Origin of the sequence: Dolichospermum sp. UHCC 0260 (genome assembly GCF_009711985.1) — a bacterium.
GTDB lineage: Bacteria > Cyanobacteriota > Cyanobacteriia > Cyanobacteriales > Nostocaceae > Dolichospermum > Dolichospermum lemmermannii.
Genome location: NZ_VIKZ01000001.1, coordinates 85513 through 111409, shown reverse-complemented (window position 1 = coordinate 111409; position 25897 = coordinate 85513). Strand labels below are relative to the sequence as shown.

Genomic DNA, 25897 nt, shown 5'->3' with positions numbered 1-25897 from the left:
TCAGCAGTCTTTGGCTATTTTTCGAGAAATCGGCAATCGCAATGGGGAAGGTCTTTCCTTGAGTAACATTGGCTTAACACTAGAAAAACAACAGCAACCAGAATTAGCTATTGTCTTCTACAAGCAATCAGTCAATATCCGAGAAGGTATCCGCGAAGACTTACGTAAGTTACCCCGTGAGCAACAAGCATCCTACACCCAAACAGTAGCAGATAGTTATCGAGCTTTAGCATCGCTGCTACTTGAAAAAAATAGAGTAATGGAAGCCTTGCAAATATTAGATTTACTTAAAGTTCAAGAACTACAGGACTATGTTCGTAACGTACAAGGCAATGAAAGAACTGTAAAGGGAATTGAACTATTTCCACAAGAACAAAAAATTATACAAAATTATACTGCGATTCAAGCTCCAGTTATTCGTCTTGGTACTGAACTAGCCGACCTCCGCAAATTGCAAACTCGCACTCCTACTCAACAGCAACGCATTCAGGAAATTGAGAAAATCCAGGCGCAAACTAACCAACAGATGAGCGAGTTTCTTAAAAGTCCTGCTGTGGTAGCTTTATCGCAACAAATACAACAGACCGCTCCACAACAAAATCTGACTTTATCCGCCTATAAAGACCTGCAAACCCGATTAAATCGGTTAGGAAAACGTATCGCCCTATTCTATACCTTGGTTTTAGACGATCGCTTGGAATTGGTATTACTACCCCCAGGTAAACCACCAATCCGTCGTTCTGTGGCAATCAAACGGACGGAATTAGAAAAAATGATTCAAACTTTCCGTCAAGATTTACAAGATCCAAGTTCTCAGGTTAAGGAAACTGCCCAAAAGCTTTATAAACAATTGATTAAGCCAATAGAAAGTGAACTCCAACAGGCAGATGTACAATCAATCATCTATGCACCTGACGGACAAATGCGTTATATTCCCTTGGCTGCACTTTACGATGGTAAAAAATGGCTGACGGAACGCTATCAAATCAACTACCTCACCGCCCTAGCATTAACAAAACTTGAACCTGAATCTACTCATGATCCTCGTGTTTTAGCAGGAGCATTTACACAAGGTAACTACAATGTTCAGGTAGCAGGGCAGAATTTCAATTTCCAAGGATTGCCCTTTGCTAAGACGGAAGTTGAGGGATTAGGTGCAGCAATTCCTAACACTACCAAACTGTTTGATAAAGCTTTTAACCGGGATGCGATTTTATCCAAAATTAAAAACTACAGCATTGTTCACATGGCAACTCATGCTGTTTTTGTCAAAGGTGCGCCAGAAAATTCTTTTATTCTCATGGGTGACGGTAATCGGATTAACTTAAAAGAAATTGAAGAGTGGAAGTTGCCCGATGTTACTTTGGTGGTATTGAGTGCCTGTCAAACTGCGTTGGGTGGAGAATTGGGTAATGGTTTGGAAATCTTGGGGTTTGGTTATCAACTCCAGCGAACAGGAGTGAGAGCTTCCATTGCTTCTCTCTGGGAAGTTAGTGATGGTGGTACTCAAACCCTCATGGATGCTTTATATGCTCGACTCAAATCTGGGAAAATGACTAAAGCTGAAGCCCTCCACGAAGCTCAGATATCCTTGATTACAGGTAAAAATCAAAGCAGTGGTGAGACACGGAGTAGTGTGAGATTGACACCAGGAAATAGTGGACAAAATGCGACTATTTCCCGTGATCTCAGTCATCCTTATTATTGGTCTCCCTTTATTTTGATTGGGAATGGGTTGTAGAGTAGTGTTGTAAATTGTAAATTGTTGTGTTAATGCTTACTTGGATCTCAAATGGAAAATATTAATCTGGAACAGGCAATCCAACAATATAATACTGCGCTGACTGAGCTTGAGAATTTAGTTCAAAGTCCTTCTCCTGCTCAAATTCTCGAAGTTTTGATTGCGCGAGATCGGGTTAATTCGGTTTTGGAAATGCTTGCTACTTCTGTAAATTCTCCTCCTTTATCTGCTCAAAGTTTGGAAGAAATCAGCAAAATTGATACCAGGTTAAAAGCAAAGGCTCAGGCGATCGCACTCTTTACTGAATCTACCAGTTTTCGTGCTAGTTTTCACCCGAATGAACAGGCGTGGTGGTGGTTTCTGGAAGATCCTAAGACCCCATGGAGCGATCGCTTTGATTGGCTCTGTAGCGGGGTTTCTGTTACCTGTTTAACTGTTTCCTTGGGCTTAATTGGTGACATTTCCCCTCGCTTTTTGACTGGTGTACCTGATGCTTTTGGTGCTGTGACAGTCAGTACCCAAAGTATTCTTACTCTCCTTGTTGCTGGTGGCGCACTCACAAAAATTGGTCAAGAATCTCTTAGACAGTTACTAAAAACAATTAATATTCCTAAAAAATATTGGCATGAATTAGGTGCGATTTCTTCTTTTTTGGTAGTTTTAGGTTTGTTCAGTTTTCGCCAATCTTTACCACAAATTGCCACAAATTTTTATACTAATCCAGGGATGGAAAGCCGTAAAAAAGGTGATTGGAGTAGTGCTGAAGAACAGTTTAATAGAGCTATTAAATTAAATGCTGATGATGCTCAGGCACACTTTCAATTGGGCAATCTTTACGAGGATATGCAAATGATTGAAAAGGCTCGTCCAGAATATCAATTAGCTATTCAAGGAGGAATTATTGGTGCAACTAATAATTTAGCAAGGCTGAATATTTTTAAAAAAGATTATTCCGGGGCAGTTTCCTTACTTCTCAAAACTTTAGATAGAGATAAAAAAGAACCTTTAGACTCAAAAATAAAACATACTGTTCTCAAAAATTTAGGTTGGGCGCGACTGATGCAAAAAAACTATCCAGATGCTGAAGCCAAGTTATTAGAAGCCATTGATTTACAATCTACTCTCAAATTAGAAAAGTATGATATTGCTGATGTTTATTGTCTTCTAGCCCAAGTCATGGAAGCCCAAGGTGATAAAAAAGAAGCATTGCTAAAGTGGAAAACTTGCAACCAGTATGCCAATATTACCATTCCCGAACAGGATGAATGGGCAACAATAGCTCAAAAGCGTTTAAACCCCCAGGAGACTCGTAAATGATCAAATTCACAGCTATCACATTGGCCTTGGCATTGATCACATTTCCTTTTGCTGTTAAGGCTCAAACTGCTAAAATTTATTCTATTTCCGGCACGGGTAAGGTGAGAATACAGCGGGAAAAACGCACAGATTGGATTCCTGTTCGTCCAGCTACTGACCTATATCAAGGTGATCAAATATTACCAGACAGAGGAGTTAAAGTTTATGTGCGGTGTCCTGACTGGAGTAAACCTGTCCTTGTCAAAGCTGGTGTACCATCAGGTATGGGTTCAGTTTGTCTTAGTTGGGTGAGTCGAGATTACAGAGGTTCTCAAACTGTGGGAATACTGGGGGGAATTAATCCTGATATTCCCTATTTGATTACTCCCCGTCATAGTCTCTTACTCAGCCGTACTCCCCTAATTCGTTGGCATCAAGTTTCTGGAGTGGCAGAATACACCATTGAAGTGACAGGTGCAACAGGCTTAATGTGGCGGACTAAAACCAAGGAAACTCAGCTTGTTTATGCTGGTAAACCTTTAGCTGCCGGTGTTCCCTACTCTATCATTATCCGCACCAATACCGGAAAATCCTCTCAGGAGGATAATTACAATTCTGAGCAAAAAGCTACCAATTTGGAATTTAGAATCCTGCGTAAGTCTGAAGCAGAAGTAGTAAAATCAGCAACTGCAAAAATTGCTTCCAGTTCTCTAAATAACGAAGCAGACGCTTTAACGCTGGCAAATTTTTATAGTAACTACGTTTTACCCCAATCTGTGATTCAAGCCTATCAACTACCAGATAATACATTTGAGACTTATAGCTTAACTGGTGATGCGATCACCATTTTAGAATCTTTAGCACAACAGGGAAAACAGTTAGCTCTTATTTATCGTACTTTGGGGGATCTCTATTGGCAAACTGGACTTGTCCGCCTTGCGGAAACCAATTATTTAAAAGCGATTGATTTAGTTCAGGGACTAGAAGATATGGAAGATTGGACACTAGCTCAGTATAGTTTAGGACAAGTCTATGCTGCGATAGATGACTATAAGAAAGCATTGGAACATTTTAACCAAGCTAGAGTAGGTTATATCTTTTTGGGAGATAACGGACGTGCAGAGGTTCTCCAACGCCAAATGAAAAGAATCAATAAAACCTCAGCTAATTCACAAGAGGTAAAAAATTAGACCTGTCTCTACGGCGATTTTCGGATAAATGAACCATATTTTTTGTTTCCCGCTCCAGGTTTTTCCGTGCAGGTATAAAGAGCTATCAGTAATTCAGTTTAGTTAACTATATCTTTGGGTTTGAAGATTTACCCGCTGGTGTAGGAGTCACCTGAGTTCGACTTCAACGATACAGTTTTCTCCTTTGGTTTTTAGAGATTTTAATCCCTGAATAACCTATCACAAGAGCGATCTTTAATCCTGTGAGTTATTCAGATCCCCGACTTCTCTAAGAAGTCGGGGATCTAAGCAATAATTAATCACATCCTGTAAATCCTCATATAGCTTGCGCCACGCTCCGCTATCAGACAAATTCCCACAGCGATCGCACACCTTTGGCATTTAGGTAGTAACTGGAATTGGCTATTTATACATTAAAAACTTTTCAAACATCCTCTTAGCCATACTTCTAGTACATCACGGCGTAAATAAAGCAACCATATTCAATCGCCAAAAAGCCTACTGTATATTAGTTTTGACTTTTGACTTTTGACTTCCGCCCTGCGGTACTAGCCCTCACAGATAACTTTTTCAGCAAGCCCTAAATATTAAACACTAAAATCATTCCCATCTTGATTGATAACTAATCTTAAAATTGATAAACCTAAGATAATTAAAAATAGCACTAAACCAATGGTACAAGCATAGCTAATTTCTAAATTACCAAATGCTTGTTCATACAAATAATAAACAATTGTCTTAGAACTATTCAGCGGTCCACCTTGGGTCATAATATAAACTTCTTCAAAAACTTTAGTTGCAGAAATCGCCGAAATTACAGCCACTAAAGCTAAATAGGGTTGCATCAATGGTAAGGTAATATCCCAATGTTTACGAATATCGTCTGAACCATCAATAGCCGCGGCTTCATAAATATCAGCGGGAATGGCTTGCAATCCAGCTAAATAAATAATCATGTAGTAGCCTAAACCTTTCCAAATAGTTACAACCATAATACTAGCTAGGGAAATGGGGACAATTCCCAATATCTTATCTGGACTTGTTAACCAGGGAATTCCGTCGGGAAAAATCCCTAAAGTTTTGAGAATTTGATTCAGCAATCCGTTTTCTGCATATAACCATTTCCAAGCTATCCCAGCTACTACCATAGAAATTACAACTGGGGTATAATATGCTGTTCTAAACCAATTCATTCCCCGCAGTTTTTGATTGACTAAAATTGCTAAACCCAAGGGTAAAAATACTAAAATTGGCACAACACCAATCAGATAAATAAATGTATTTTGTAATGTTTGCCAAAAAACTGGATCTTTCGATAAACGCACAAAGTTCTTAAACCCAATCCATTGAGGAGGATCTCCTATATTTTCATAGTTGGTAAAACTCAGATAAAAGGCTTGAACTGCTGGATAAAAAACAGTTAATGTTAAAATAATTAAGGCTGGTAACAAAAATAAATAAGGTGTTATTCTCTGTTGAATTAAAATCCATTGTTTTGATGTTAATTGCGACATATATTTGAGGATAAAGTTTTAGCAACTATAGTATCTTATTTCGGAGTCTAGATAAAGTTATTTTGATTAATACTTACGCCAAATTGAGAAAAGCCTTGATTTGGAGGTTGGATTGTTTACCTCAGCGTTACGTAGCAATGGCAAAGGTATTATTTTATCAGTATGATTTCAGAGTCGCACAAAAACTATTTAGCAAATATACTCAAAAATTAAATAGGGAATTAGTAAAATAATCCTTTTCCCTATTCTTCAATAAAATTACAATTCTGGTTTTGTGTCTACTGTTTCATGCTGATTAATTTTCACCTGTTCTAAGAAACGAGGCATCCAAGGTAAAGCCAGAAAAATTCCTGATAAAACTAGTAGAAATACAGAAAGTCCAAAAAGTTGGTCGCGGGAAATTTCTAATACACCACGTAAAATTACCTCTCGTAAAGCCGAAACAATCGTAATTTCTACCGCTGCACCTACAGAAATACTCCGTTCTTGCAGGTAATCAACTAACAACCGAAACAGTTCTACTAATATCAAAATAAACAAAATATCAGATGTTACTTGCCGTAAATCTAATGGACTTAAAAATGATAAAAACATATCTCCTAAGCGAATGAGCATGACACAAAACAAACTCACGCAAAGGGAGATAACAATAATATCCTGAAAAAGTTCTAAGTTCCGAACAATTCTATCCCGTTTAAACAAATTATTGACTTCTATAATTATCCGCTGTGGCATAGTATTTTCTAGAACAGAAAGATAAATCTATTTTAATAATTAACCATTAAACTACTTTGAATAAAGTGAACAGAGAACAATAAGTAATTATCAATTCAAATCAAGGAGGAGATTAACCCCCACTTTCAAACTTTAATTAATTCCTGGTTCTATTTTTTTACTGATGCTTCAGTAGCTGATTAACTTCAAGTTAGCCCCGCTGACCTAAGTAGATAGGATTTATCCATTATTAAGTATAAGATTTTATCTATGAATAATGCCCAATGGAGACGGGAATTGCCCACAATTAGGACTATAGAGGGATGATTGTTCACAGTTTTAATTTTCTTAACTGAGGTATATGTTTTTTAATAAAAATTAATATTCAAGCTGTGCCACAATAAGAGAAAGGCATAAATACTCAATTTATTCAAGAGGGGCGTTATGGTATTGCTTACCGAGAAACTAGAAAAGCGTCTGACTATCAATACTGTAGAGATTAGTGAAGATACTACCGCAATTCGGTCTTTGGATTGGGACCGCGATCGCTTTGATATTGAATTTGGCTTACAAAATGGTACAACCTACAACTCTTTTCTGATTCGGGGGGAAAAAATCGCCCTGGTTGATACTTCCCATGAAAAGTTTCGCAAACTTTATTTTGATACTCTCACGGGTTTAATTAATCCCCAAGATATTGATTATTTAATTGTGAGTCACACTGAACCAGATCACAGCGGTTTAGTGAAAGACTTATTACAACTCGCGCCTCATATAACTGTAGTTGCGTCAAAAGTGGCAATTCAGTTTTTGGAAGATATGGTACATCAACCATTTAACCGGAAAATTGTCAAAAATGGCGATCGCCTAGATTTAGGAAATGGACACGAATTTGAATTTGTCATAGCTCCTAATTTACACTGGCCGGATACCATTTTCAGCTTTGACCACAAAACCCAAATTCTCTACACCTGCGACGCTTTTGGGTTACATTACTGCTCAGAAAGTACCTTTGATGACAATTTAGCAGCAATAGAAGCCGATTTTCAATATTACTACGATTGTTTAATGGGTCCAAATGCCCGTTCCGTTCTGTCCGCAATGAAGCGCATGGCAGAATTGAAAACAATTCGCATGATTGCCACCGGACACGGACCCCTACTATACCATAATGTTGAAGAATTAACAGGACGTTATCGCAGTTGGAGTCAAGGCCAAACCAAAGCAGAAACCCCTGTAGGGATATTTTACGTCTCTGAATACGGTTTTGGCACGCAAATAGCCCAATCTATTGCTAACGGGATGACAAAAACTGGTGTCGCTGTCGAAATAGTAGATTTAGCCAGCGTCAACGAATTACAAGAACTGCGGGAACTGGTAGGACGTTGTACAGGCTTAGTTGTGGGAATGCCCCCAACTTCAGGCAATTCTAACATTCAAGCCGCCCTCAGCACCGTTTTAGGTTCTGCCAAAGAAAAACAAGCCATTGGCATTTTTGAAACTGGTGGAGGAGATGATGAACCCACCTATCCCCTATTAAATAAATTCCGGGCTTTAGGCTTACACTTATCTTTTCCCGTAATTGAAATTCGGGAAACACCCACAGCTAACACTTATAAAAAGTGTGAAGAAGCGGGGACAGACTTGGGACAATGGGTAACAAGAGACAAAAGCATCAAAGCCATGAAATCCCTGGCTGCTGACTTAGATAAAGCCTTGGGCAGAATTAGCGGTGGTTTATATATCATCACAGCCAAAAAAGACGACGTATCCAGCGCCATGTTAGCTTCCTGGGTAAGTCAAGCCAGCTTTAAACCCTTGGGCTTTTCCATCGCCGTCGCCAAAGACCGAGCGATAGAATCACTCATGCAAGTAGGCGATCGCTTCGTTCTCAATGTACTCGAAGAAGGCAACTATCAACCATTAATGAAACACTTCTTAAAAAGATTTGCTCCCGGTGCAGATCGTTTTCAAGGTGTGAAAACCCAACCTGCTGAAAATGGCGCACCTATCCTCACAGATGCCCTAGCATACATAGAATGCGAAGTCATCAGCCGCATGGATTGTGGTGATCATTGGGCAGTATACAGCACTGCCTATGCCGGTAGAGTATCCAATCCCGATGCCATGACAGCAGTACACCACCGGAAAGTAGGAAACCACTATTAAGTAAGCTACAGCAATACCTTGTCCAAATTAGAAAAAGCCTTGATTTGTAGGTTGGGTTTCATGCTGCAACCCAAGATAAGCGTTGGGTTGCGCTGTTGCTTAACCCAACCTACATAAAATGGACAAGGTATTGCTGCAGATGGCTTATTTGGTTGCCTCCACACCCGCCCGCAAATGGATTTCCGGGCTAATAGATAAAGTAAACTTTAGTTTACTAGTGGAAACCTGTAGTATACTTAGTCATCTTCAGATGACTTTTGCTATGAGACTGGGAATTCATTCCCAGGCGGGTTAAAAACAGCAACAACAATTGAATAGTGCAGAAAACTATACCAAGTATAAATTTTTCCAAAACCCTTGTAGAGACCTTCCATGGAACGTCTCTACATTCTTTCTTAGGAACGTGGATTTATTAACTTACAATTTTTGATAACGACAATCTAAGCCAACGTTAGATTACATCCATCAAGAGTTGCACTTTATTTAATCCTCATTCCTTAGTAAAGCCGACCCGAATGATGGAAAAAACAAATACATTAAATTAAGTCAAACAGCAATACTAGAATATGGAAAATTATTACGCACCCAATCCTAATTCTTATCCCCCTCCTCGCCAGCGAGGAGGGGCTTGGAGAGGGGTAAAAATTATAATAGAAATAATAGAAAGGAGATAAAAATATAATGCCAGAAACTAAACCCCGTGACGTGCAAATATTGCCCATTGGTACAGATACTATCGTATTGCGATCGCGCAGTTGGGCAAGACTAAGATTTGAAATTGAATATGCTTTAGCTAAGGGAACAACAGCTAATTCCTATCTCATCCAAGGCGATAAAAATGCCCTGCTTGACCCCCCTGGCGAAACTTTTACCGAAATTTACCTCCAAGCCTTACAACAGCGGTTCGATGTCAAAAAACTCGACTATGTAATTTTAGGTCACATTAACCCCAACCGCGCTGCAACGTTAAAAGCATTACTGGAAATTGCCCCCCAAATTACCTTTGTTTGTTCTAACCCAGGGGCGATAAATTTACGCGCGGCTTTGGAAAAAGACGATTTATCAATTTTGGTCATGCGGGGGGAAGATACCCTCGATTTAGGAAAGGGACATCATTTACAATTTATTCCCACACCTAACCCCCGTTACGCGGACGAAGTTTGTACCTGGGACCCACAAACGGAAATTTTGTTTTCTGATAAACTATTTGGAGCGCATATTTGTTCAGATCAGGTTTTTGATGAAGGTTGGGAAGTATTTAACGAAGATAGACGCTATTATTTTGACTGTTTAATGGCACCTCACGCCAGACAAATCGAAACGGCTTTGGAGAAATTGGCAGATTTGCCGGTGCGAATGTATGCTACTGGTCATGGTCCAATAGTCCGCTATGGTTTAATTGATATTACCAAAGGCTATCGGGAATGGACTAAACAGCAAACCTCCGCTGATATGACTGTGGCTTTAATTTATGCCTCAGCCTATGGTAATACTGCAACTTTAGCACAGGCGATCGCTCGCGGCATCACCAAAGCCGGTGTCAATGTCGAAGCCATTAACTGCGAATTTACCGAACCTGAAGAAATCAAAGCCGCAATTGAAAAATCCGCCGGTTTCGTCATAGGTTCTCCCACCTTAGGAGGACACGCACCCACACCGGTACAAACAGCATTAGGAATTGTCCTTTCTACCGCAACTAACAATAAATTAGCCGGCGTATTTGGTTCTTTTGGCTGGAGTGGAGAAGCCGTTGATTTAATTGAAAGCAAACTCAAAGACGCAGGATACAGATTTGGATTTGACACCATTCGCGTTAAATTCAAACCCAATGAAGTTACCTTGCAAACCTGCGAAGAAGCGGGAACTGATTTCGCCCAAGCATTGAAACGCGCCGCGAAAAAATCAGTTGTCGCTAAACAACCTGCAAGTAATGTCGAACAAGCTGTAGGGCGGATTGTTGGTTCTATATGTGTGGTTACAGCAAGCCAAGGTGATGTTAAAACGGGAATGTTAGCATCTTGGGTAACACAAGCCAGTTTTAATCCTCCTGGTTTAACCATTGCGGTAGCTAAAGAACGAGCTATGGAATCCTTATCCTATACAAATAACAAATTTGTAGTCAATATTTTGGCGGAAGGGAAAGAAATTCGTAAGCAATTTATGAAAGTTTACGCCCCTGGACAAGATAGATTTGCCGGTTTGGACACTCAAGAAGCCAATAATGGCGGCATTATTCTCAATGGTGCTTTAGCGTATCTGGAATGTTCTGTCCAAAGTCGGATGGAATCTGGTGATCATTGGTTAGTTTATGCCACTGTTGATGATGGTAAGGTCTTAAATCAAGATGCTGTCACAGCAGTACATTATCGCAAATCCGCCAGTTATTATTAAACAGTAGGGTGGGCATTGCCCACCTAAGTGTACAGCAGATTCCAGATAAATATTTTTACATTAGGACTTACGCACAAGTCATGGAAAAACGAACCACAGAGGCACAGAGTTCACAGAGAAATGAGGGTTTGAGAGATATTTTGCGTAAGTCCTATACATAAAAAAGTAAACAGTGTTTTACAGAAATTGGAAAAACTCAGGCAGGAAGGTTTAATTAATATTACCTGCTTTGAAAATTTGTTCCGCAGTCAACTTTAATTCTGGGAAAGTTGATGATACTATCAATTCACTACCTGTAAATTGACTAATTTGGTATTCTCTATCTATTAGTTGATGAATAGAAATAGTTGGTTGTTTAGGACTACCAATAAACCTTTTACTTCCCAGTGCTAAATAATCCACAATCCAATATTCAGCAATACCTAATCTTTCATAATCTCCCAGCTTTTTATAATAATCATCTTGCCAATTTGTACTCACAACTTCAATAACTAAAGGAATCGAATCAGGTTCAGAAATTACTGCTGATTTTCTCCAGTTTGGGTCAGTTGCTAGAATGTTTCTATTGATTACTAACACATCTGGTAAATAGCTGGATTCGCTTCCTGGTGTTTTCACAAAAGTGGTTTTTGGGATTCCATAAGGTAAATTCAACCGTAAATACTCAGCCGTGATTCTCTCAGCTAAAAAGCAAATAATATCTTCATGAAAACCTACGGGTGGATTCATTTCAACAATTACTCCATCATGTAATTCATAGCGTCCCTTATCAGGTAGCCATTCTATAAATTCTGCAAAAGTTACTATTTTTGGTAAGGCTTGAAGCATAATTTACCTACCTTTGTAAATTCAAAATTATTCAAATTGCAGCGACTCCTAGAAGAAAGGATAGTTATAAGCGAGCATAGATAAGTTTAATCTCATTTTTGTATTATGTATATGCAGCCACTACAATTTGACCAAGAGCATTCATTTTACATATTTAACCATGTTTTATTTTAGTTGTTTTAGAATGAAATTAAACCGTAGATAATTGCTCGTTCCCAGACTCCGGCTGGGAATGCCTACCAGGAGGCTCTGCCTCCAATCCCAGAATACAAGCCATTTTACCCGATTTTGTGCTGGTACTTGAGGCAGAGCCTCATCAACTGCATTCCTAGTCAGAGACTAGGAACGAGAAATAAAAATATATCCCTCGTTCCCAGACTCCGGCTGGGAATGCCTACCAGGAGGCTCTGCCTCCAATTCCAGAATACAAGCCACTTTACCCGATTTTGTGCTGGTACTTGAGGCAGAGCCTCATCAACTGCATTCCTAGTCAGAGACTAGGAACGAGAACAATATTTTATATTTTGCGCTTGACAGATTATTATATTCTTGTTATATTGGTTTACATGATGCGTCAAATGTTTAAATAAAAAAAAGGGCAGACCCCCTATATAAGAGAAGTGCGCCCTTAGTAAGGTTAACTTTGATACAGAAGAACATACAATAGTAGTGTCACCTACTTAAACGTACCTATTACTTATTGCGATTAATCCATCGCTCTAAGATATGCTCAATTGAACGGAACATTAAAACGCCTGAATTTGCAATTTCGGCAGTCTTGCTGGAGATAAAAGCCAGAGAAAGCAAAGCCAAAATAAGCAAAGCCAGAACAACACATAAAACGTAAGACATCTGATGTTGCTCCTTTTTATATTTAATTTCACCTCATTCAACATTATAGTTGTTTGGGGTGTTCAGTGTAAATATAGATATGAATTTACACTACTGAATAGTATAGCTTAAATTAATCAAAATTGAACAGGTAATTTTTTTATTCGATGTGCCAAATTATGATGCACTAAAATTTTTTCTAAACAAGATTTGTAGGTTGGGTTGAAGCATGAAACCCAACGCATTTGTTGGGTTGCGCTGTCGCTTAACCCAACCTACAGAAAATGGACAAGGTATTGATAGTGAAATTGACATTTCTTTTTTGCAGCCGTTATGTATCAAACAGACCCACCGCGTTCTGCTAAGGAATTCCTACCGACAATGTATGATTTACCTAGCGAAGATCCAGAGGAACCCGGTTTGCCAGACGAATTTCATCTTTTACAACCCCAGTTATTACGGGAAACTTTTTGTCCGTCAAAGTTCCCGGAAAATCAGGTATTTATCGCCACAGACTTAAATCTTTACTACGATGTTCATCATCCATTATGGTATAAACGCCCTGACTGGTTTGCGGTAGTTGATGTCCCCAGGTTGTATGCACAAAAAGAACTGCGGCTGAGTTATGTAGTTTGGCAAGAAGGCGTTAATCCTTTTGTAGTGGTAGAATTTATTTCACCAGGAACAGAAAAAGAAGATTTAGGGAGAACCTTACGAGATGCTAGTCAACCTCCAACTAAGTGGGAAGTTTACGAACGAGTTTTAAGAGTACCTTATTATATAGTTTTTGACCGTTACACTGACCAGTTAAGAGCATTTCAGTTACAGGGAAGTAGTTATGCTGAATTGGAAATCAATCAACTGCGTGTATGGCTAAATGATATTGAATTAGGTTTGGGACTGTGGCAAGGTGTCTATCAAGGCATTGAACGGCAGTGGTTACGCTGGTATGATGCGTCAGGTAACTGGGTTCTCACACCGGCAGAACGGGAAAGAAAACAAGGGGAGCGAGAAAGAAGACGTGCAGAAAGATTAGCAGCACAATTACGCGCTCTTGGTGTTGAACCTGATTTTGGTGATGATGAAGAAGGCTAATTGATAGATAATGGTTTGCGTTTGGGTTGGTTAATTAACCCCCAAAATCAACAAGTGGAAATCTACCGACTAGGAAAACCTGTAGAAATTGTCCAACTTCCGGCTGTACTTTCTGGAGAAGAGGTTTTACGATCAAAAAAATTACCCACCCCGCGAAGGGAATAGGTAATTTTTCCAGCATTGAATAACTAAAAGATTTTAGCGAAATTCAGCTTAATAGCGACCGCCGCCGCCGCCACGGTTACCACCGCCGCCGCCGTAGCCACCGCGACTACCACCACCACCAGGACCTCTATCTTCCTTGGGTTTGGCCTTGTTCACTTTCAGAAGACGACCCATCCATTCAGCACCATCAAGGGCATCAATAGCGGCCTGTTCTTCAGCTTCAGTACCCATTTCCACAAAACCGAAGCCGCGCAAGCGGCCTGTCTCACGGTCAGTAGGAAGTTGAACACGTTTTACAGCACCATAGTCTGCAAAAACAGCACTGAGAGCGTCTTGTGTAACTTCGTAAGAGAGGTTACCCACGTAAATTGACATAGAATATTTCCAAAATCATAAGAATGTAGAGATTTAGATTTCGGAGAAAAGTCTGTAAATACCAAAAGGGAAAGCCTGTCAATACTAACCACAAACATTACCGCCGAATTAATTCCCACTTTCTAATGATTACACAAAAAATGATAATTGTGGAAAGAAGTTAAAAAAATGTTGTAAAAAGTCATATTTGTTGTTTATGAGCAGTCAATATTGGAAATTTCCCCCTATTTCTCGCACTTCAGCCGCAATAATTCAATTTATATCCGCTTTTGGAAGCATTAACTAATTCTTAGTTGTTCATTGACAGAAAAAATAATGCTTTGCCGGGTAATACATTTACTACCAATTAGTTTAAGTTTGATTCGGTTAAGCTAAATATCCATCTTGTGGCTGAGGATAATCAGCATTTTCTGAGTTAGCATTCATTAACGGTAGTCTAAAGGTGAAAGTAGCTCCCTGTCCCAGACCAGAACTATCAGCTTGAATAGTGCCACCATGCAGTTCTGCTAAATTACGGGCAATTGCCAACCCCAACCCCAAGCCACCGAATTCTCTAGTAGTTGAGCTATCTTCTTGACGAAAGTAATCAAATATGTATGGTAAAAATTCTGGGCTGATTCCTTTACCTGTGTCACTGACTGTAATTTGAGCATCAAAGCCAACACACTCTAGCCTCACTTCTATTTGCCCACCATGAGGTGTAAATTTGACAGCGTTGGACAACAAATTCCACAGGATTTGTTGCAATCGGACTGGATCACCAGCAACTAGACCAATATTTGCTGCAATAATAGTTTGAATCTGAATTTTTTTAGTTTTGGGTGCTAAAAACAGTGTTTCTGAAACCGCTGAAATTATAGTAGCGAGATTAACTGAAGAGACTTTCATTGTCCCTTTACCCTGAAAAATCCGGGACATATCGAGCAAATCATTAATTAAGTAAACCTGTAATTTGGCATTACGCTCAATAATACTTAGAGCTTCATCCGTTTCTTCTGGCTTTAATTTACCTTTTTTGAGTAAACTAGCCCAACCGAGTATAGAGTTCAGTGGTGTCCGCAATTCGTGGGATACAACCGCCAAAAATTCATCTTTGATCTGGTTAGCAGCTTCTACTTGTTTGCGAGCAGCTTGTTCTTGTTTTAACATATCATTCCGCTCTTTAATTGCAGCTTGCTGTTTAGTGATGTCATGGGAGCAGCCAACTATATGGGTAATGTTGCCATGGTTGTCCCGGATGACCGAAAGCCGCAAGTTGATATAAAGGATATCTCCTGATTTCGCACGACAGGCAGCCACCTCTACCTCATGACGACCCTTTGCCAATAGGGTTGACATTATGTTTGTTTGGAGTTCAACTGGATCTACGTAGAGAATGCTCACACTCTGCCCAATCATTTCCGCTGCTGTATACCCATAATAGTTCTCTGCACCGAGATTCCAACTTTGAATAATGCCATTGATATCAGTAGTAATGACAGCATCGTGAATTTCTTCGAGGATCTGGGCTTGAAATTTTAAAGTGGCTTCTGCTTGCTTGCATTTAGCTTCATTAAGCTTTGCTTCAGTAATATTCCGTCCCTCTGAAATCAGCATAACTACTTCACCGGCATTATTTCTTAGGGGTCCGATGGAGAAATCTATGGTGAGGATTTGATTATCTATTCCCTGTACTTCTACCTCGTAGGAAATAAATTCACCTTGGGCAACACGAGCGATCGCGTGCTTTAACTGATCCTGAGTTGCCTGGGAAATTTGCCAACAATAAACTTCCCAAATGGGACGGTTGATCAAGTCTGCCATTTGCAACCCAGTAAATTCCAAAGATGCTTGGTTGAGTTCCAATACCATCCCTTCTAGGTCAAGTAGCCCTGTAAATTGAAATTTTTGGTTGAAGATAGCGCGATATTTACTTTCACTAACTGCTAGTTTCTCAGTCAGTTTCTGTACCTTTTTCTCTAGTGAGGCATTGAGGTTGTGCAAATCTTGATATAATTCTGCTTGCTGGAGGGGAATATAAAGGGTTTGCATATTCTTCATCATGCGGGTTTTCTCTAATACCTCATGAATGGCGCGGCACAACCCTTGGGGAGTGATTTTATCCTTAACAATGTAGTCCTGAACACCGTTCTTCATTGCTTGCACAGCAATCTTTTCGTCTCCTGTTCCTGTTAAAATAATCACTGGAATATGTGGACTACTGAGTTGTAGCTGCAACTGGTTGAGAAATTCCAACCCATTCATATCTTGCAGTTGATGGTCTAGAAGAATTAAATCTGGCTGGCTTTCCGCTAGTTTGCTTAATCCTTCTAATCCTGATTTAGCCTCAGTTATCTCATATGTAGCCAACGTATCCTGACTTAAAAAGCGGCTATATAATACCCTATCTACTGGGGAATCTTCTAAAAACAGGATTTGGTAATGGGCTTGAGCCATAGTTTTTCTTTTCAGTGCTTTTTTGATTCATTTTGCAGTCACGAAGTAAGAGTAGCATTGAACCCAAAATTCGCGCTAGGTAAAATTTTACCAAAATATTAACTCATACTATGCACTCATATATATATATATATATATATATGAGTGAAAGCATTAAAGACGCAGGTTTAAACAAGTATTGTATGTGCAGTAACTGAAAATTATCGGAAATTTATCTACCATTAAACATCAATCGCCAAAACGCGTACCAAAAAACCCCACTTATCTGCTGCTTCTTCAATAATTTTTGCTGTCGGTTTACCTGCACCATGTCCTGCTTTTATTTCAATTCTAATTAATACAGGTGCATTACCATTATGGGCTACTTGTAAAGCCGCAGCAAATTTAAAACTATGGGCAGGAACAACACGATCATCATGATCTGCGGTAATAATTAAAGTTGGCGGATAAGCTGTTCCCATCTTCAAATTATGCAAAGGTGAATAAGCATACAAATTTGTAAATTCTGCCGCATTTTCTGAAGAACCATATTCAGCTACCCAAGCCCAACCAATAGTAAATTTATGGAAACGCAACATATCCATAACACCCACTGCGGGTAAGGCTGCACCAAACAAATCAGGGCGTTGAGTCATACAAGCACCCACCAATAAACCGCCGTTACTACCTCCACCAATTGCTAGTTTTGCAGGTTTAGTGTAATTATTAGCAATTAACCATTCAGCAGCAGTAATAAAATCATCAAAAACGTTTTGTTTTTTCTCTTTCATTCCTGCTTGATGCCATTCTTCCCCATATTCACCACCACCTCGCAAATTAGGAACAGCATACACTCCCCCCATTTCTAGCCATATTAATAAACTCACAGAAAAACTTGGTGTTAATGAGATATTAAAACCACCATATCCATAGAGATAAGTGGGATTATTGCCATCTAATTTAATTCCTTTTTTGTGGGTAATAAACATTGGCACTTTTGTACCATCTTTACTTTCATAAAAAACCTGTTTCGTCTCATATTCATCAGCATTGAAATCTACTTTTGGCTGCCGGAAAATTTCACTTTTACCCGTTTTCATGTCGTAATGGTAAATAGTTCCGGGAGTAGTAAAGCTGGTGAAACTATAAAATGTTTCTGTATCATGGCGTTTACCACCAAATCCACTTGCTGAACCAATTCCGGGTAATTCTACTTCTCGAATAAAATTCCCTTTGAGATCAAATATCTTGATTTGGCTATGGGCATCTTGCAGATAATCAGCGACAAATTGATTATTCAGAATACCAACACTTTCTAATGTTTCTACAGCTTGGGGAATAATTTCCTGACAATTTTCTGAAGTTGGTTTTTTAGTATCAATGGCAATAACTCTGCCTTTTGGGGCATTTAAATCTGTGCGAAAGTAGAAAATATGATCATCATTATCAATAAAGCTATAATCGGCTGCAAATTGGTTAATTAGTTCGATAATTTCAGAATTTAGATTTGTTAAATCTTGATAAAAAACTAAGTTTTTGGAGTCAGTTCCTAGCCAGATTGAAATTATCAAATATTTGCCATCTTCGGTGACGTTACCACCAAAACCCCATTCTTTTTCATCAGAACGATGATAAATTAAAATATCTTCTGATTGCTGTGTACCAAGTTTGTGATAATATAATTTTTGGTAATAATTTACATCTTCTAATTTGGTTTTTTCATTTGGTTCATCATAACGACTGTAGAAAAAACCTTGATGATCATGAGTCCAAGCAGCACCAGAAAATTTAATCCATTGTAAATGATCTTGTAAATCTTCACCTGTGGCAATATCTCTCACTTTCCATTCTTGCCAATCTGAACCAGAACTAGATAAACCATAAGCTAAAAGTTGACCATTTTCACTGATAGCAATTCCTGAAAGGGCAACTGTACCATCTTCTGAAAGTTGATTAGGGTCAAGTAATACTCTTGGTTCTGATTCTAAGGTTGGGAGAGTGTAGAGAACACTTTGATTTTGCAGTCCATCATTTTTGAAATAAAAGTAACTTTCACCTTCTTTAAAGGGAGTTCCATATTTTTCATAATCCCAAAGTTTGGTGAGACGCTGTTTTATTTTTTCCCTAGCAGGAATTTCATTTAAGTAGCTAAAGGTAACTTGATTTTGGGCTTCTACCCAAACCTTTGTTTCTTCCGTATCCGGGTCTTCTAAGGCGCGGTAAGGGTCTGCAACCGCAGTTCCGTGATAATTATCTATTTGATCACTTTTGCTAATGGTGGGATAGGTCAGGGGTTGTTTAGAGTTAGACATAGATTCAGGATAGATAAACTGTTCTATCTATCCTACCGATGATCTGATTAAAGTTGGTTGAGTTATTCCATTTCATTAAACGTATCTTTGAGAACAGAACGCGCTGCTAAATGATTACGAGTAGAAGTGAGAATTTCCGCTTCTCGTTCTAAACGAGCAACTGTATCCTGTATTTCTAATAATGCTTGCTGTTCGGGAGCGACACCATAGAGATTACTAGCTATCCAATAAGATAGTTCTGTGGGTAAATCTGGTAAATCATTTGGTAGTTCAATCTCTTGTTCTGTTAACTTGGCAGAAAGACGCACAACATCCCGCAATAGTTGTTCTACCTCAGATGCTAAAGGACGTAAATCTTTAGCTGGGGGTTGATCTTCAATCCATTCTACCAAACCGACGCGATAGGGCTTTTCGCGGACATATTCTAAAACCCGAAATCTTTGCTGTCCTAAAGCTAATAGCTTGATTCTGTCATCAGGTAGCCGTTGATAATGCAGAATTTCCGCACAACAACCCACATTAGCAATTGTCCCCTTTGTGGGATCAATCATCAATACCCCAAATCGGCGATCGCTCTCCAAAATCGTATTCATCATGATTCTGTAGCGAAATTCAAAGATATGTAGAGGTAATGGTCTGGTCGGAAATAGAACCACTTCTGGTAATGGGAATAGAGGTAGTTCACGCACTGCGATTTTAGAAGAAGATGTCATTGTTAGTATTGTTAGTTAAGTATAAATTGTAGTCTTAAAATATTATATTCTTGCCTACTTTCTCTGTACTTTATTCATATTTTATCATGATGTTTTATAGCTAATAAAAAGCCCTGAGATAAATTTTCTCAGAGCTAATTGTCAGTTGTTCGTTGTTTTTCCTTCACTACTGACCACTGTACGGGCGAAGCATTTGGAGAACTATTTTTGGCAATGACCGATAATTTATCTTCCAAATGCTTCGCCCCTACTGACCACTGACAAATGACAAATTTACAATTTGACTTCAATATCTACACCAGAAGGTAAATCTAGCTTCATGAGTGCATCAATAGTTTTAGAAGAAGGCTGGTAAATGTCAATAATCCGGCGATGGGTGCGGGTTTCAAAGTGTTCGCGGGAGTCTTTATCTACGTGAGGCGATCGCAGTACGCAATATATCTTGCGTTTTGTGGGTAAAGGAATTGGTCCGATAGCTGTAGCGTTGGTACGGTTAGCTGTTTCAACAATCTTCTCGCAAGATGTATCTAATAAACGGCGGTCAAATGCCTTTAAACGAATTCTAATCTTCTGCTGCTGTAGAGTTGCCATTTTTAGTTTTCCAGGTTCGGTAAATTTTAGACTTTAGATTTTAGATTTTTAGATGTTAAATTTCATCGCAAATCTGAAATTTAAAATTGTTTATGGGAATAGAAAGGAGCAGAGATTATATAATTCATCTCTACTCCTTTTGAATAAGAGCAAAAAGGTGAGTGTTATTTCAAGATTTTAGCGACAACGCCAGCACCAATAGTCCGGCCACCTTCACGAATAGCGAAGCGCATACCTTGTTCAATAGCGATCTCATTGATCAATTCTACTGTTACCTTGATGTTATCGCCAGGCATAACCATTTCCACATCTGTACCTTCCCTATCGGTAAAGGCTTTGATTGTTCCAGTTACATCAGTTGTCCGCACATAGAACTGAGGGCGATAACCTGCGAAAAATGGTGTTTTCCGACCACCTTCTTTCTCAGTTAAAACGTAAACTTCACCTTCAAACTGAGTGTGAGGTTTAATTGTACCAGGTTTGGCAATTACCATACCCCGCTCAATGTCTTCTTTTTTGAGACCACGTAGTAGTACACCAGCGTTATCTCCAGCCATACCTTGATCAAGGCTCTTTTTGAACATTTCAATCCCAGTGACTGCGGTAGTCTTGGTATCTCTGATGCCAATTAGCTCAACTGTATCGCCAACCTTAACGATACCGCGTTCGATCCGTCCAGTAGCCACAGTCCCACGACCTGTGATGGTGAACACATCTTCCACAGCCATCAAGAATGGTTTATCCACATCCCTTTCAGGAGTAGGAATAGAAGCATCTACAGCATCCATCAACTCATAGATTTTGTCTACCCACTCATTTTCACCGCGCTGAGTTTTGGGATTAGCAATCATTGCTTCCAGAGCTTTCAGACCCGAACCCTTGATAATGGGAATATCATCACCGGGGAAATCATAAGCGGTCAGCAATTCCCGCAGTTCCATTTCTACCAATTCCATCAACTCTTCATCGTCCATCATGTCTTGTTTGTTCAAGAACACGACCAGACTAGGAACACCGACTTGTTTTGCCAAGAGGATGTGTTCACGAGTTTGGGGCATAGGACCATCCGTAGCCGCAACTACGAGGATGCCTCCATCCATTTGCGCTGCACCTGTGATCATGTTTTTCACATAGTCAGCGTGTCCAGGGCAATCTACGTGAGCATAGTGACGAGCAGTGGTTTCATACTCAACGTGAGCGGTATTGATTGTAATACCCCGAGCTTTTTCTTCTGGTGCATTATCAATTTGGTCGTAACCTTTACCCACCGCTTGACCATTAGCGGCCAAGGTCATGGTAATAGCTGCTGTTAAAGTAGTTTTGCCATGGTCAACGTGACCAACAGTACCGATATTAACGTGAGGTTTAGTTCTTTCAAACTTTGCGCGTGCCATGAATAATCGTTTCCTTTTTTAATTAAGCGTTCCCTTTACTTTTTGAGATGATTCCCTCAGCTACGCTGCGAGGCACCTCTTCGTAGGTACTAAATTCCATCGTAAAGATACCCCGACCTTGGGTTTTCGACCGGATATCAGTGGCATAACCAAACATGGTTGCCAGTGGAACTTTCGATACCACCTTTGCCAGTCCTTGTTCAGTGCTTTGGCTTTCAATCTGTCCTCTGCGGGAGATTAAGTCACCAATCACGTTACCGATGTAGTCTTCAGGTACTTCTACTTCAACTTTCATGATCGGCTCTAAGATCACCGGAGAGGCTTTTGATGCCGCTTCTTTCATTGCCATAGAACCGGCAATTTTGAAAGCCATTTCTGAAGAGTCTACGTCGTGATAAGAACCATGTATCAAGGTAGCTTTGACATCAATGAGTGGATATCCGGCTAAAATACCAGATTCACAACATTCTTTCATGCCCTGTTCCGCAGGTCCTACGTACTCTTTGGGAACAATCCCACCGACAATTTTAGAAACAAATACAAAACCTGTGCCTGGTTCACCTGGTTCTAAGTTGATCACTACATGACCGTACTGACCCTTACCACCACTTTGGCGAATAAATTTACCATCAATTTTTTCGACGGCTTTGCGGATGGTTTCGCGGTAAGCCACTTGGGGCGCACCAACGTTTGCTTCTACTTTAAATTCCCGTAACATCCGATCTACAAGAATTTCTAGGTGCAATTCTCCCATGCCCGCAATCACGGTTTGGTTGGTTTCTGGATCAACACGCACCCGGAAGGTGGGGTCTTCTTCACTCAAAGATTGCAGTGCTTTGGAAAGCTTATCCATGTCGTTCTTGGTTTTGGGTTCAACCGCTACCGAGATCACAGGTTCAGGAATAAATAGGGATTCCAGAATTACTGGGAAACCTTCATCACAAAGGGTATCACCTGTCAATGTGTCTTTCAATCCCAAAGCAGCACCTAAATCACCCGCCCGTAGTTCATCTACGTCTTGTCGGTCATCTGCTTTCATCAGCACTAACCGAGAGATCCGTTCTTTTTTATTCTTGCTGACGTTAAGAACGTAACTACCTTTCTTCAGCACACCAGAATAAACACGAACGAAGGTGAGGCGACCGTAAGGATCAGCCATAATCTTAAATGCCAACGCTGATAATGGTTCGTTATCATCAGCATGACGTTCTACGGGATCACCGTTGAGCAGTGTGCCTTGAATTGGTGGCACTTCCAGTGGTGATGGTAGATAATCTATCACCGCATCCAACATCAATTGCACGCCTTTGTTCTTAAAGGCTGAACCGCAAAGCACTGGGACTATTGTTCCAGCAATTGTTCCTTTGCGGAGGGCAGTACAGATTTCTGCTTCTGTCAGTTCTTCGCCCTCGAAGTACTTATTCATCAGCACATCACTAGTTTCTGATACTGCTTCTACCAACTTGATGCGGTATTCGGCGGCTTTTTCGGCTAGTTCAGCGGGAATTTCTACTGTTTGGATATCAGTTCCTTGGTCGTTTGTGTACATATATGCACACATTTTCACCAAGTCAATAATCCCCTTAAATTCAGTTTCACTACCGATAGGCAGTTGAATAGCGATCGCATTAGCTCGCAAGCGATCGACCATTTGGTCATGCACTCTATAGAAGTTCGCACCGGTGCGATCCATCTTGTTAATAAAGGCAATGCGAGGGACTTTATAGCGGTCTGCTTGTCGCCATACTGTTTCTGATTGGGGTTGAACACCACCTACGGAACAAAATACAGCGATTACACCATCTAATACTCGCATGGAACGCTCAACTTCAATGGTGAAGTCCACGTGACCGGGAGTATCAATAATGTTAATTTGATGATCATTCCAACTGGTACTAATGGCAGCAGCAGTGATGGTAATTCCCCGCTCCCGTTCTTGTTCCATCCAGTCTGTAACGGCTGTTCCTTCGTGAACTTCGCCAATTTTATGAATGATCCCAGAGTAAAATAATATTCTCTCTGTTGTCGTTGTTTTGCCCGCATCTATATGCGCCGCAATACCGATATTGCGTACTTTCTCTAGCGGGTTCGTGCGTGCCACAGTTACCTCCTAACGTTGTCGCCTCATGATATCTTGTATATTACTCTTTGTTAAGATTCTATACTTTTACGGAAAACCGTCTTTTTTTGTTAGCCTAGCTAGGCAGTTGCCTTTTTGGGCATTAGCTATAAATTCTACGATATACCGCACACGAGAAGACGATATATCGTTTTTCTAGTTAGTAACGATAATGTGCAAACGCTTTGTTCGCTTCCGCCATCCGATGTGTTTCTTCGCGCTTACGAATAGCACTACCAGTTTCATTCGCTGCATCCATTAATTCATTAGCCAATCTTCCGGCCATGGTTCTACCTGGACGTTGGCGAGAATACTGAACTAACCACCGCAATGCTAGAGTAGTACCGCGATCTGTACGCACTTCCATTGGTACTTGGTAAGTTGCTCCACCAACGCGGCGAGCTTTAACTTCTACTAATGGTGTCGCATTACGCACCGCTTTTTCAAAAGTTTCTAATGGACTTCCACCAGTACGTTCTTCAATAGTTTTCAAAGCGTCATAAACTATTCTTGCGGCAATTGATTTTTTGCCATGACGCATGATCCGGCGCATCATCATGCTGATAAGGCGACTATTATACACTGAGTCAGGCGGGACTGTGCGCCTTTGACTAACACCACGACGAGACATACTTCATCCTTGAATACGGAATTTGACCACGAAATTATATGCTATCAGAACACAGGAGACTAAAAGCGGTTTAATTAGCCGCTGATTTTTCCTGTGTTTTCCTTTATGGCTTGAGCCATGCTATCGCTATCAGTTGAGAGGAGGCTGAATTAATTCACTTATTATCTGCTACCAGACACAGAAGACGACAACGTAATCAGCTTTAAAATTTAGATTAAAGTGCTGTTATCGTTTACAAGATTATCTTCTCCAAACTCATACAACTTGTTTTTATGCCAGATCCAGTTTGATTTTCTGAAAAAAAATTCGTTACTGCTGGTTTATTACGCAGTTTGCAGGTAGGACGATTAACCGTATTTAACGCGATTAACCGCCGCTTACCTATTTTTTACCTGCTTTTGGGAGCTTAGTTCCATATTTGGAACGGCCTTGTTTGCGGTCTTTAACTCCGGCTGTATCTAATGTGCCACGAATAATGTGGTATCTAACTCCGGGCAAGTCTTTGACCCGACCACCACGAATCATAACTACGGAGTGTTCTTGTAAGTTATGACCGATACCTGGGATGTAAGCTGTTACTTCAAATCCAGAGGTAAGTCTTACCCTGGCTACCTTGCGGAGTGCTGAGTTAGGCTTTTTAGGTGTAGTTGTGTATACTCTGGTGCAAACGCCTCGCCGTTGCGGGCATTGCTTCAGAGCAGGGGACTTGGTTTTTTGACGCGCTAGTTCGCGCTCACTACGTATTAGCTGCTGTATTGTTGGCATGAGTTACAGCGCGTGAAGCTGCTTTATGATCTAAGTTTTAACAAATCCTGATTATATCTTTTTTTTTGATTTTCTGTCAATCATTTTTGGGAGGGAACAGGGAAGTTGGGGGAGTAGAGGAAGTTGGGGAAGTTGGGGAAGTTGGGGGAGTAGAGGAAGTTGGGGAAGTTGGGGAAGTTGGGGGAGTAGAGGAAGTTGGGGAAGTTGGGGGGGAGAAAGAATTTTCCCAATGACCAATGACCAATGACCAATGACCAATGACCAATGACCAATGACCAATGACCAATGACCAATGACCAATGACTACTGACTAATAGAGAAAGAATTGCCACAGTTACAGGTGGATGTTGCTTGGGGATTATGAAAGCGAAAACCGCCACCTGTCAAATCTTCTGAATAATCTAGTGATAACCCAGTGATGTAATTTAGGCTTTCTGGGTCTATAACTACGCGAATATCATCCAACGCTAAAACCCGATCTTGAAATTGGACTGTGGTATCAAAAGCCAGATCGTAAAACAAATCAGCACAACCTCCAGATTTGACTCGCAAGCGAAATAAGGTATCTGATGGTTGTTTAGATTTTAAGCGCCCGATTTCATTAATGGCTGCTGGACTGAAATGAATCATGGAATTTTCTTATTAGTC

22 protein-coding genes and 1 pseudogene are annotated in these 25897 nt (G+C 40.1%); 8 read left to right on the top strand and 15 right to left on the bottom strand.

The window, feature by feature from the left end; all coding sequences use genetic code 11:
- The 3 genes from FJR08_RS00550 to FJR08_RS00540 form a co-directional block, all read left to right on the top strand.
- Nucleotides 1–1741: CHAT domain-containing protein (locus tag FJR08_RS00550; protein ID WP_168631813.1), on the top strand; the 1741-nt coding region annotated here is incomplete at its 5' end.
- 51 nt (nt 1742–1792) lie between these two features.
- Nucleotides 1793–3058 carry a tetratricopeptide repeat protein gene (locus FJR08_RS00545; protein ID WP_168631812.1) on the top strand — a complete coding sequence of 422 codons (1266 nt, stop codon included), beginning with the start codon at nt 1793–1795 and terminating at the stop codon, nt 3056–3058.
- The gene (locus tag FJR08_RS00540; RefSeq protein ID WP_168631811.1) at nt 3055–4227 is read left to right on the top strand and encodes a lipopolysaccharide assembly protein LapB; all 1173 of its coding nucleotides are present in this window, start codon (nt 3055–3057) and stop codon (nt 4225–4227) included. Before FJR08_RS00545 ends, FJR08_RS00540 begins: the two co-directional genes overlap by 4 nt.
- A 587-nt stretch (nt 4228–4814) precedes the next feature.
- On the opposite strand, the gene FJR08_RS00535 is transcribed toward FJR08_RS00540, so the two are convergent.
- Both FJR08_RS00535 and FJR08_RS00530 read right to left on the bottom strand, forming a co-directional pair.
- Nucleotides 4815–5741 (bottom strand): carbohydrate ABC transporter permease, encoded by a 927-nt coding sequence (locus FJR08_RS00535; protein ID WP_168631810.1) that lies wholly within the window; start codon nt 5739–5741, stop codon nt 4815–4817.
- Between the two features lie 258 nt (nt 5742–5999).
- On the bottom strand, nt 6000–6476 hold the full coding sequence (locus FJR08_RS00530; RefSeq protein WP_168631809.1) for a phosphate-starvation-inducible PsiE family protein: 477 nt from the start codon (nt 6474–6476) through the stop codon (nt 6000–6002).
- A 423-nt stretch (nt 6477–6899) separates the two neighbouring features.
- Between FJR08_RS00530 and FJR08_RS00525 the strand changes: the two genes are divergently transcribed.
- Together FJR08_RS00525 and FJR08_RS00520 are read left to right on the top strand one after the other, a co-directional pair.
- Nucleotides 6900–8624 (top strand): diflavin flavoprotein, encoded by a 1725-nt coding sequence (locus tag FJR08_RS00525; RefSeq protein WP_168631808.1) that lies wholly within the window; start codon nt 6900–6902, stop codon nt 8622–8624.
- A 681-nt stretch (nt 8625–9305) separates the two neighbouring features.
- Nucleotides 9306–11015: a diflavin flavoprotein gene (locus tag FJR08_RS00520; protein ID WP_168631807.1), complete on the top strand. Its 1710-nt coding sequence runs from the start codon at nt 9306–9308 to the stop codon at nt 11013–11015.
- A 210-nt stretch (nt 11016–11225) separates the two neighbouring features.
- Here the strand turns inward: FJR08_RS00520 and FJR08_RS00515 are convergent, their stop codons facing one another.
- Both FJR08_RS00515 and FJR08_RS00510 read right to left on the bottom strand, forming a co-directional pair.
- Complete coding sequence (locus tag FJR08_RS00515) at nt 11226–11843, bottom strand: Uma2 family endonuclease (protein ID WP_148763583.1); 618 nt, start codon at nt 11841–11843, stop codon at nt 11226–11228.
- 693 nt (nt 11844–12536) lie between these two features.
- Nucleotides 12537–12695 (bottom strand): hypothetical protein, encoded by a 159-nt coding sequence (locus FJR08_RS00510; protein WP_015078093.1) that lies wholly within the window; start codon nt 12693–12695, stop codon nt 12537–12539.
- Between the two features lie 312 nt (nt 12696–13007).
- On the opposite strand from FJR08_RS00510, the gene FJR08_RS00505 reads away from it, so the two are divergent.
- Together FJR08_RS00505 and FJR08_RS00500 are read left to right on the top strand one after the other, a co-directional pair.
- Entirely contained in the window at nt 13008–13769 is a 762-nt protein-coding gene (locus tag FJR08_RS00505) for a Uma2 family endonuclease (RefSeq protein WP_168631806.1), read from the top strand.
- A 3-nt stretch (nt 13770–13772) separates the two neighbouring features.
- A pseudogene (locus FJR08_RS00500) lies at nt 13773–13934 on the top strand (Uma2 family endonuclease); the annotation flags it as partial.
- 48 nt (nt 13935–13982) lie between these two features.
- Here the strand turns inward: FJR08_RS00500 and FJR08_RS00495 are convergent.
- The 10 genes from FJR08_RS00495 to rpsL all read right to left on the bottom strand — a co-directional run bounded on the left by FJR08_RS00495 (nt 13983) and on the right by rpsL (nt 25249).
- Nucleotides 13983–14309 carry an RNA-binding protein gene (locus FJR08_RS00495; protein WP_168631805.1) on the bottom strand — a complete coding sequence of 109 codons (327 nt, stop codon included), beginning with the start codon at nt 14307–14309 and terminating at the stop codon, nt 13983–13985.
- A 366-nt stretch (nt 14310–14675) separates the two neighbouring features.
- Nucleotides 14676–16745 carry an ATP-binding protein gene (locus FJR08_RS00490; protein ID WP_168631804.1) on the bottom strand — a complete coding sequence of 690 codons (2070 nt, stop codon included), beginning with the start codon at nt 16743–16745 and terminating at the stop codon, nt 14676–14678.
- Between the two features lie 221 nt (nt 16746–16966).
- Nucleotides 16967–19036, bottom strand: coding sequence for a prolyl oligopeptidase family protein (locus FJR08_RS00485; RefSeq protein ID WP_168631803.1), 2070 nt, complete (start codon nt 19034–19036; stop codon nt 16967–16969).
- 62 nt (nt 19037–19098) lie between these two features.
- On the bottom strand, nt 19099–19749 hold the full coding sequence (locus FJR08_RS00480) for an LON peptidase substrate-binding domain-containing protein (protein WP_015078098.1): 651 nt from the start codon (nt 19747–19749) through the stop codon (nt 19099–19101).
- A 134-nt stretch (nt 19750–19883) separates the two neighbouring features.
- Nucleotides 19884–20039 (bottom strand): hypothetical protein, encoded by a 156-nt coding sequence (locus FJR08_RS00475; RefSeq protein ID WP_168631802.1) that lies wholly within the window; start codon nt 20037–20039, stop codon nt 19884–19886.
- Entirely contained in the window at nt 20023–20340 is a 318-nt protein-coding gene (gene rpsJ, locus FJR08_RS00470; protein WP_015078100.1) for a 30S ribosomal protein S10, read from the bottom strand. The genes FJR08_RS00475 and rpsJ overlap by 17 nt, the downstream gene beginning before the upstream one ends.
- Nucleotides 20341–20504: 164 nt before the next feature.
- Complete coding sequence (gene tuf, locus FJR08_RS00465; protein ID WP_168631801.1) at nt 20505–21734, bottom strand: elongation factor Tu; 1230 nt, start codon at nt 21732–21734, stop codon at nt 20505–20507.
- A gap of 22 nt (nt 21735–21756) precedes the next feature.
- Nucleotides 21757–23835: an elongation factor G gene (gene fusA / locus FJR08_RS00460; RefSeq protein WP_148763567.1), complete on the bottom strand. Its 2079-nt coding sequence runs from the start codon at nt 23833–23835 to the stop codon at nt 21757–21759.
- 178 nt (nt 23836–24013) lie between these two features.
- Nucleotides 24014–24484 (bottom strand): 30S ribosomal protein S7, encoded by a 471-nt coding sequence (gene rpsG, locus FJR08_RS00455; RefSeq protein WP_015078103.1) that lies wholly within the window; start codon nt 24482–24484, stop codon nt 24014–24016.
- 381 nt (nt 24485–24865) lie between these two features.
- The gene (rpsL, locus tag FJR08_RS00450) at nt 24866–25249 is read right to left on the bottom strand and encodes a 30S ribosomal protein S12 (RefSeq protein WP_015078104.1); all 384 of its coding nucleotides are present in this window, start codon (nt 25247–25249) and stop codon (nt 24866–24868) included.
- Nucleotides 25250–25335: 86 nt separating this feature from the next.
- Here rpsL and FJR08_RS00445 point away from each other — a divergent pair, with 86 nt between their 5' ends.
- On the top strand, nt 25336–25482 hold the full coding sequence (locus FJR08_RS00445) for a hypothetical protein (protein WP_168631758.1): 147 nt from the start codon (nt 25336–25338) through the stop codon (nt 25480–25482).
- Nucleotides 25483–25552: 70 nt separating this feature from the next.
- Here FJR08_RS00445 and FJR08_RS00440 read toward each other — a convergent pair whose 3' ends face one another.
- Nucleotides 25553–25879: an iron-sulfur cluster assembly accessory protein gene (locus FJR08_RS00440; RefSeq protein WP_015078105.1), complete on the bottom strand. Its 327-nt coding sequence runs from the start codon at nt 25877–25879 to the stop codon at nt 25553–25555.
- Between the last annotated feature and the right edge of the window lie 18 nt (nt 25880–25897).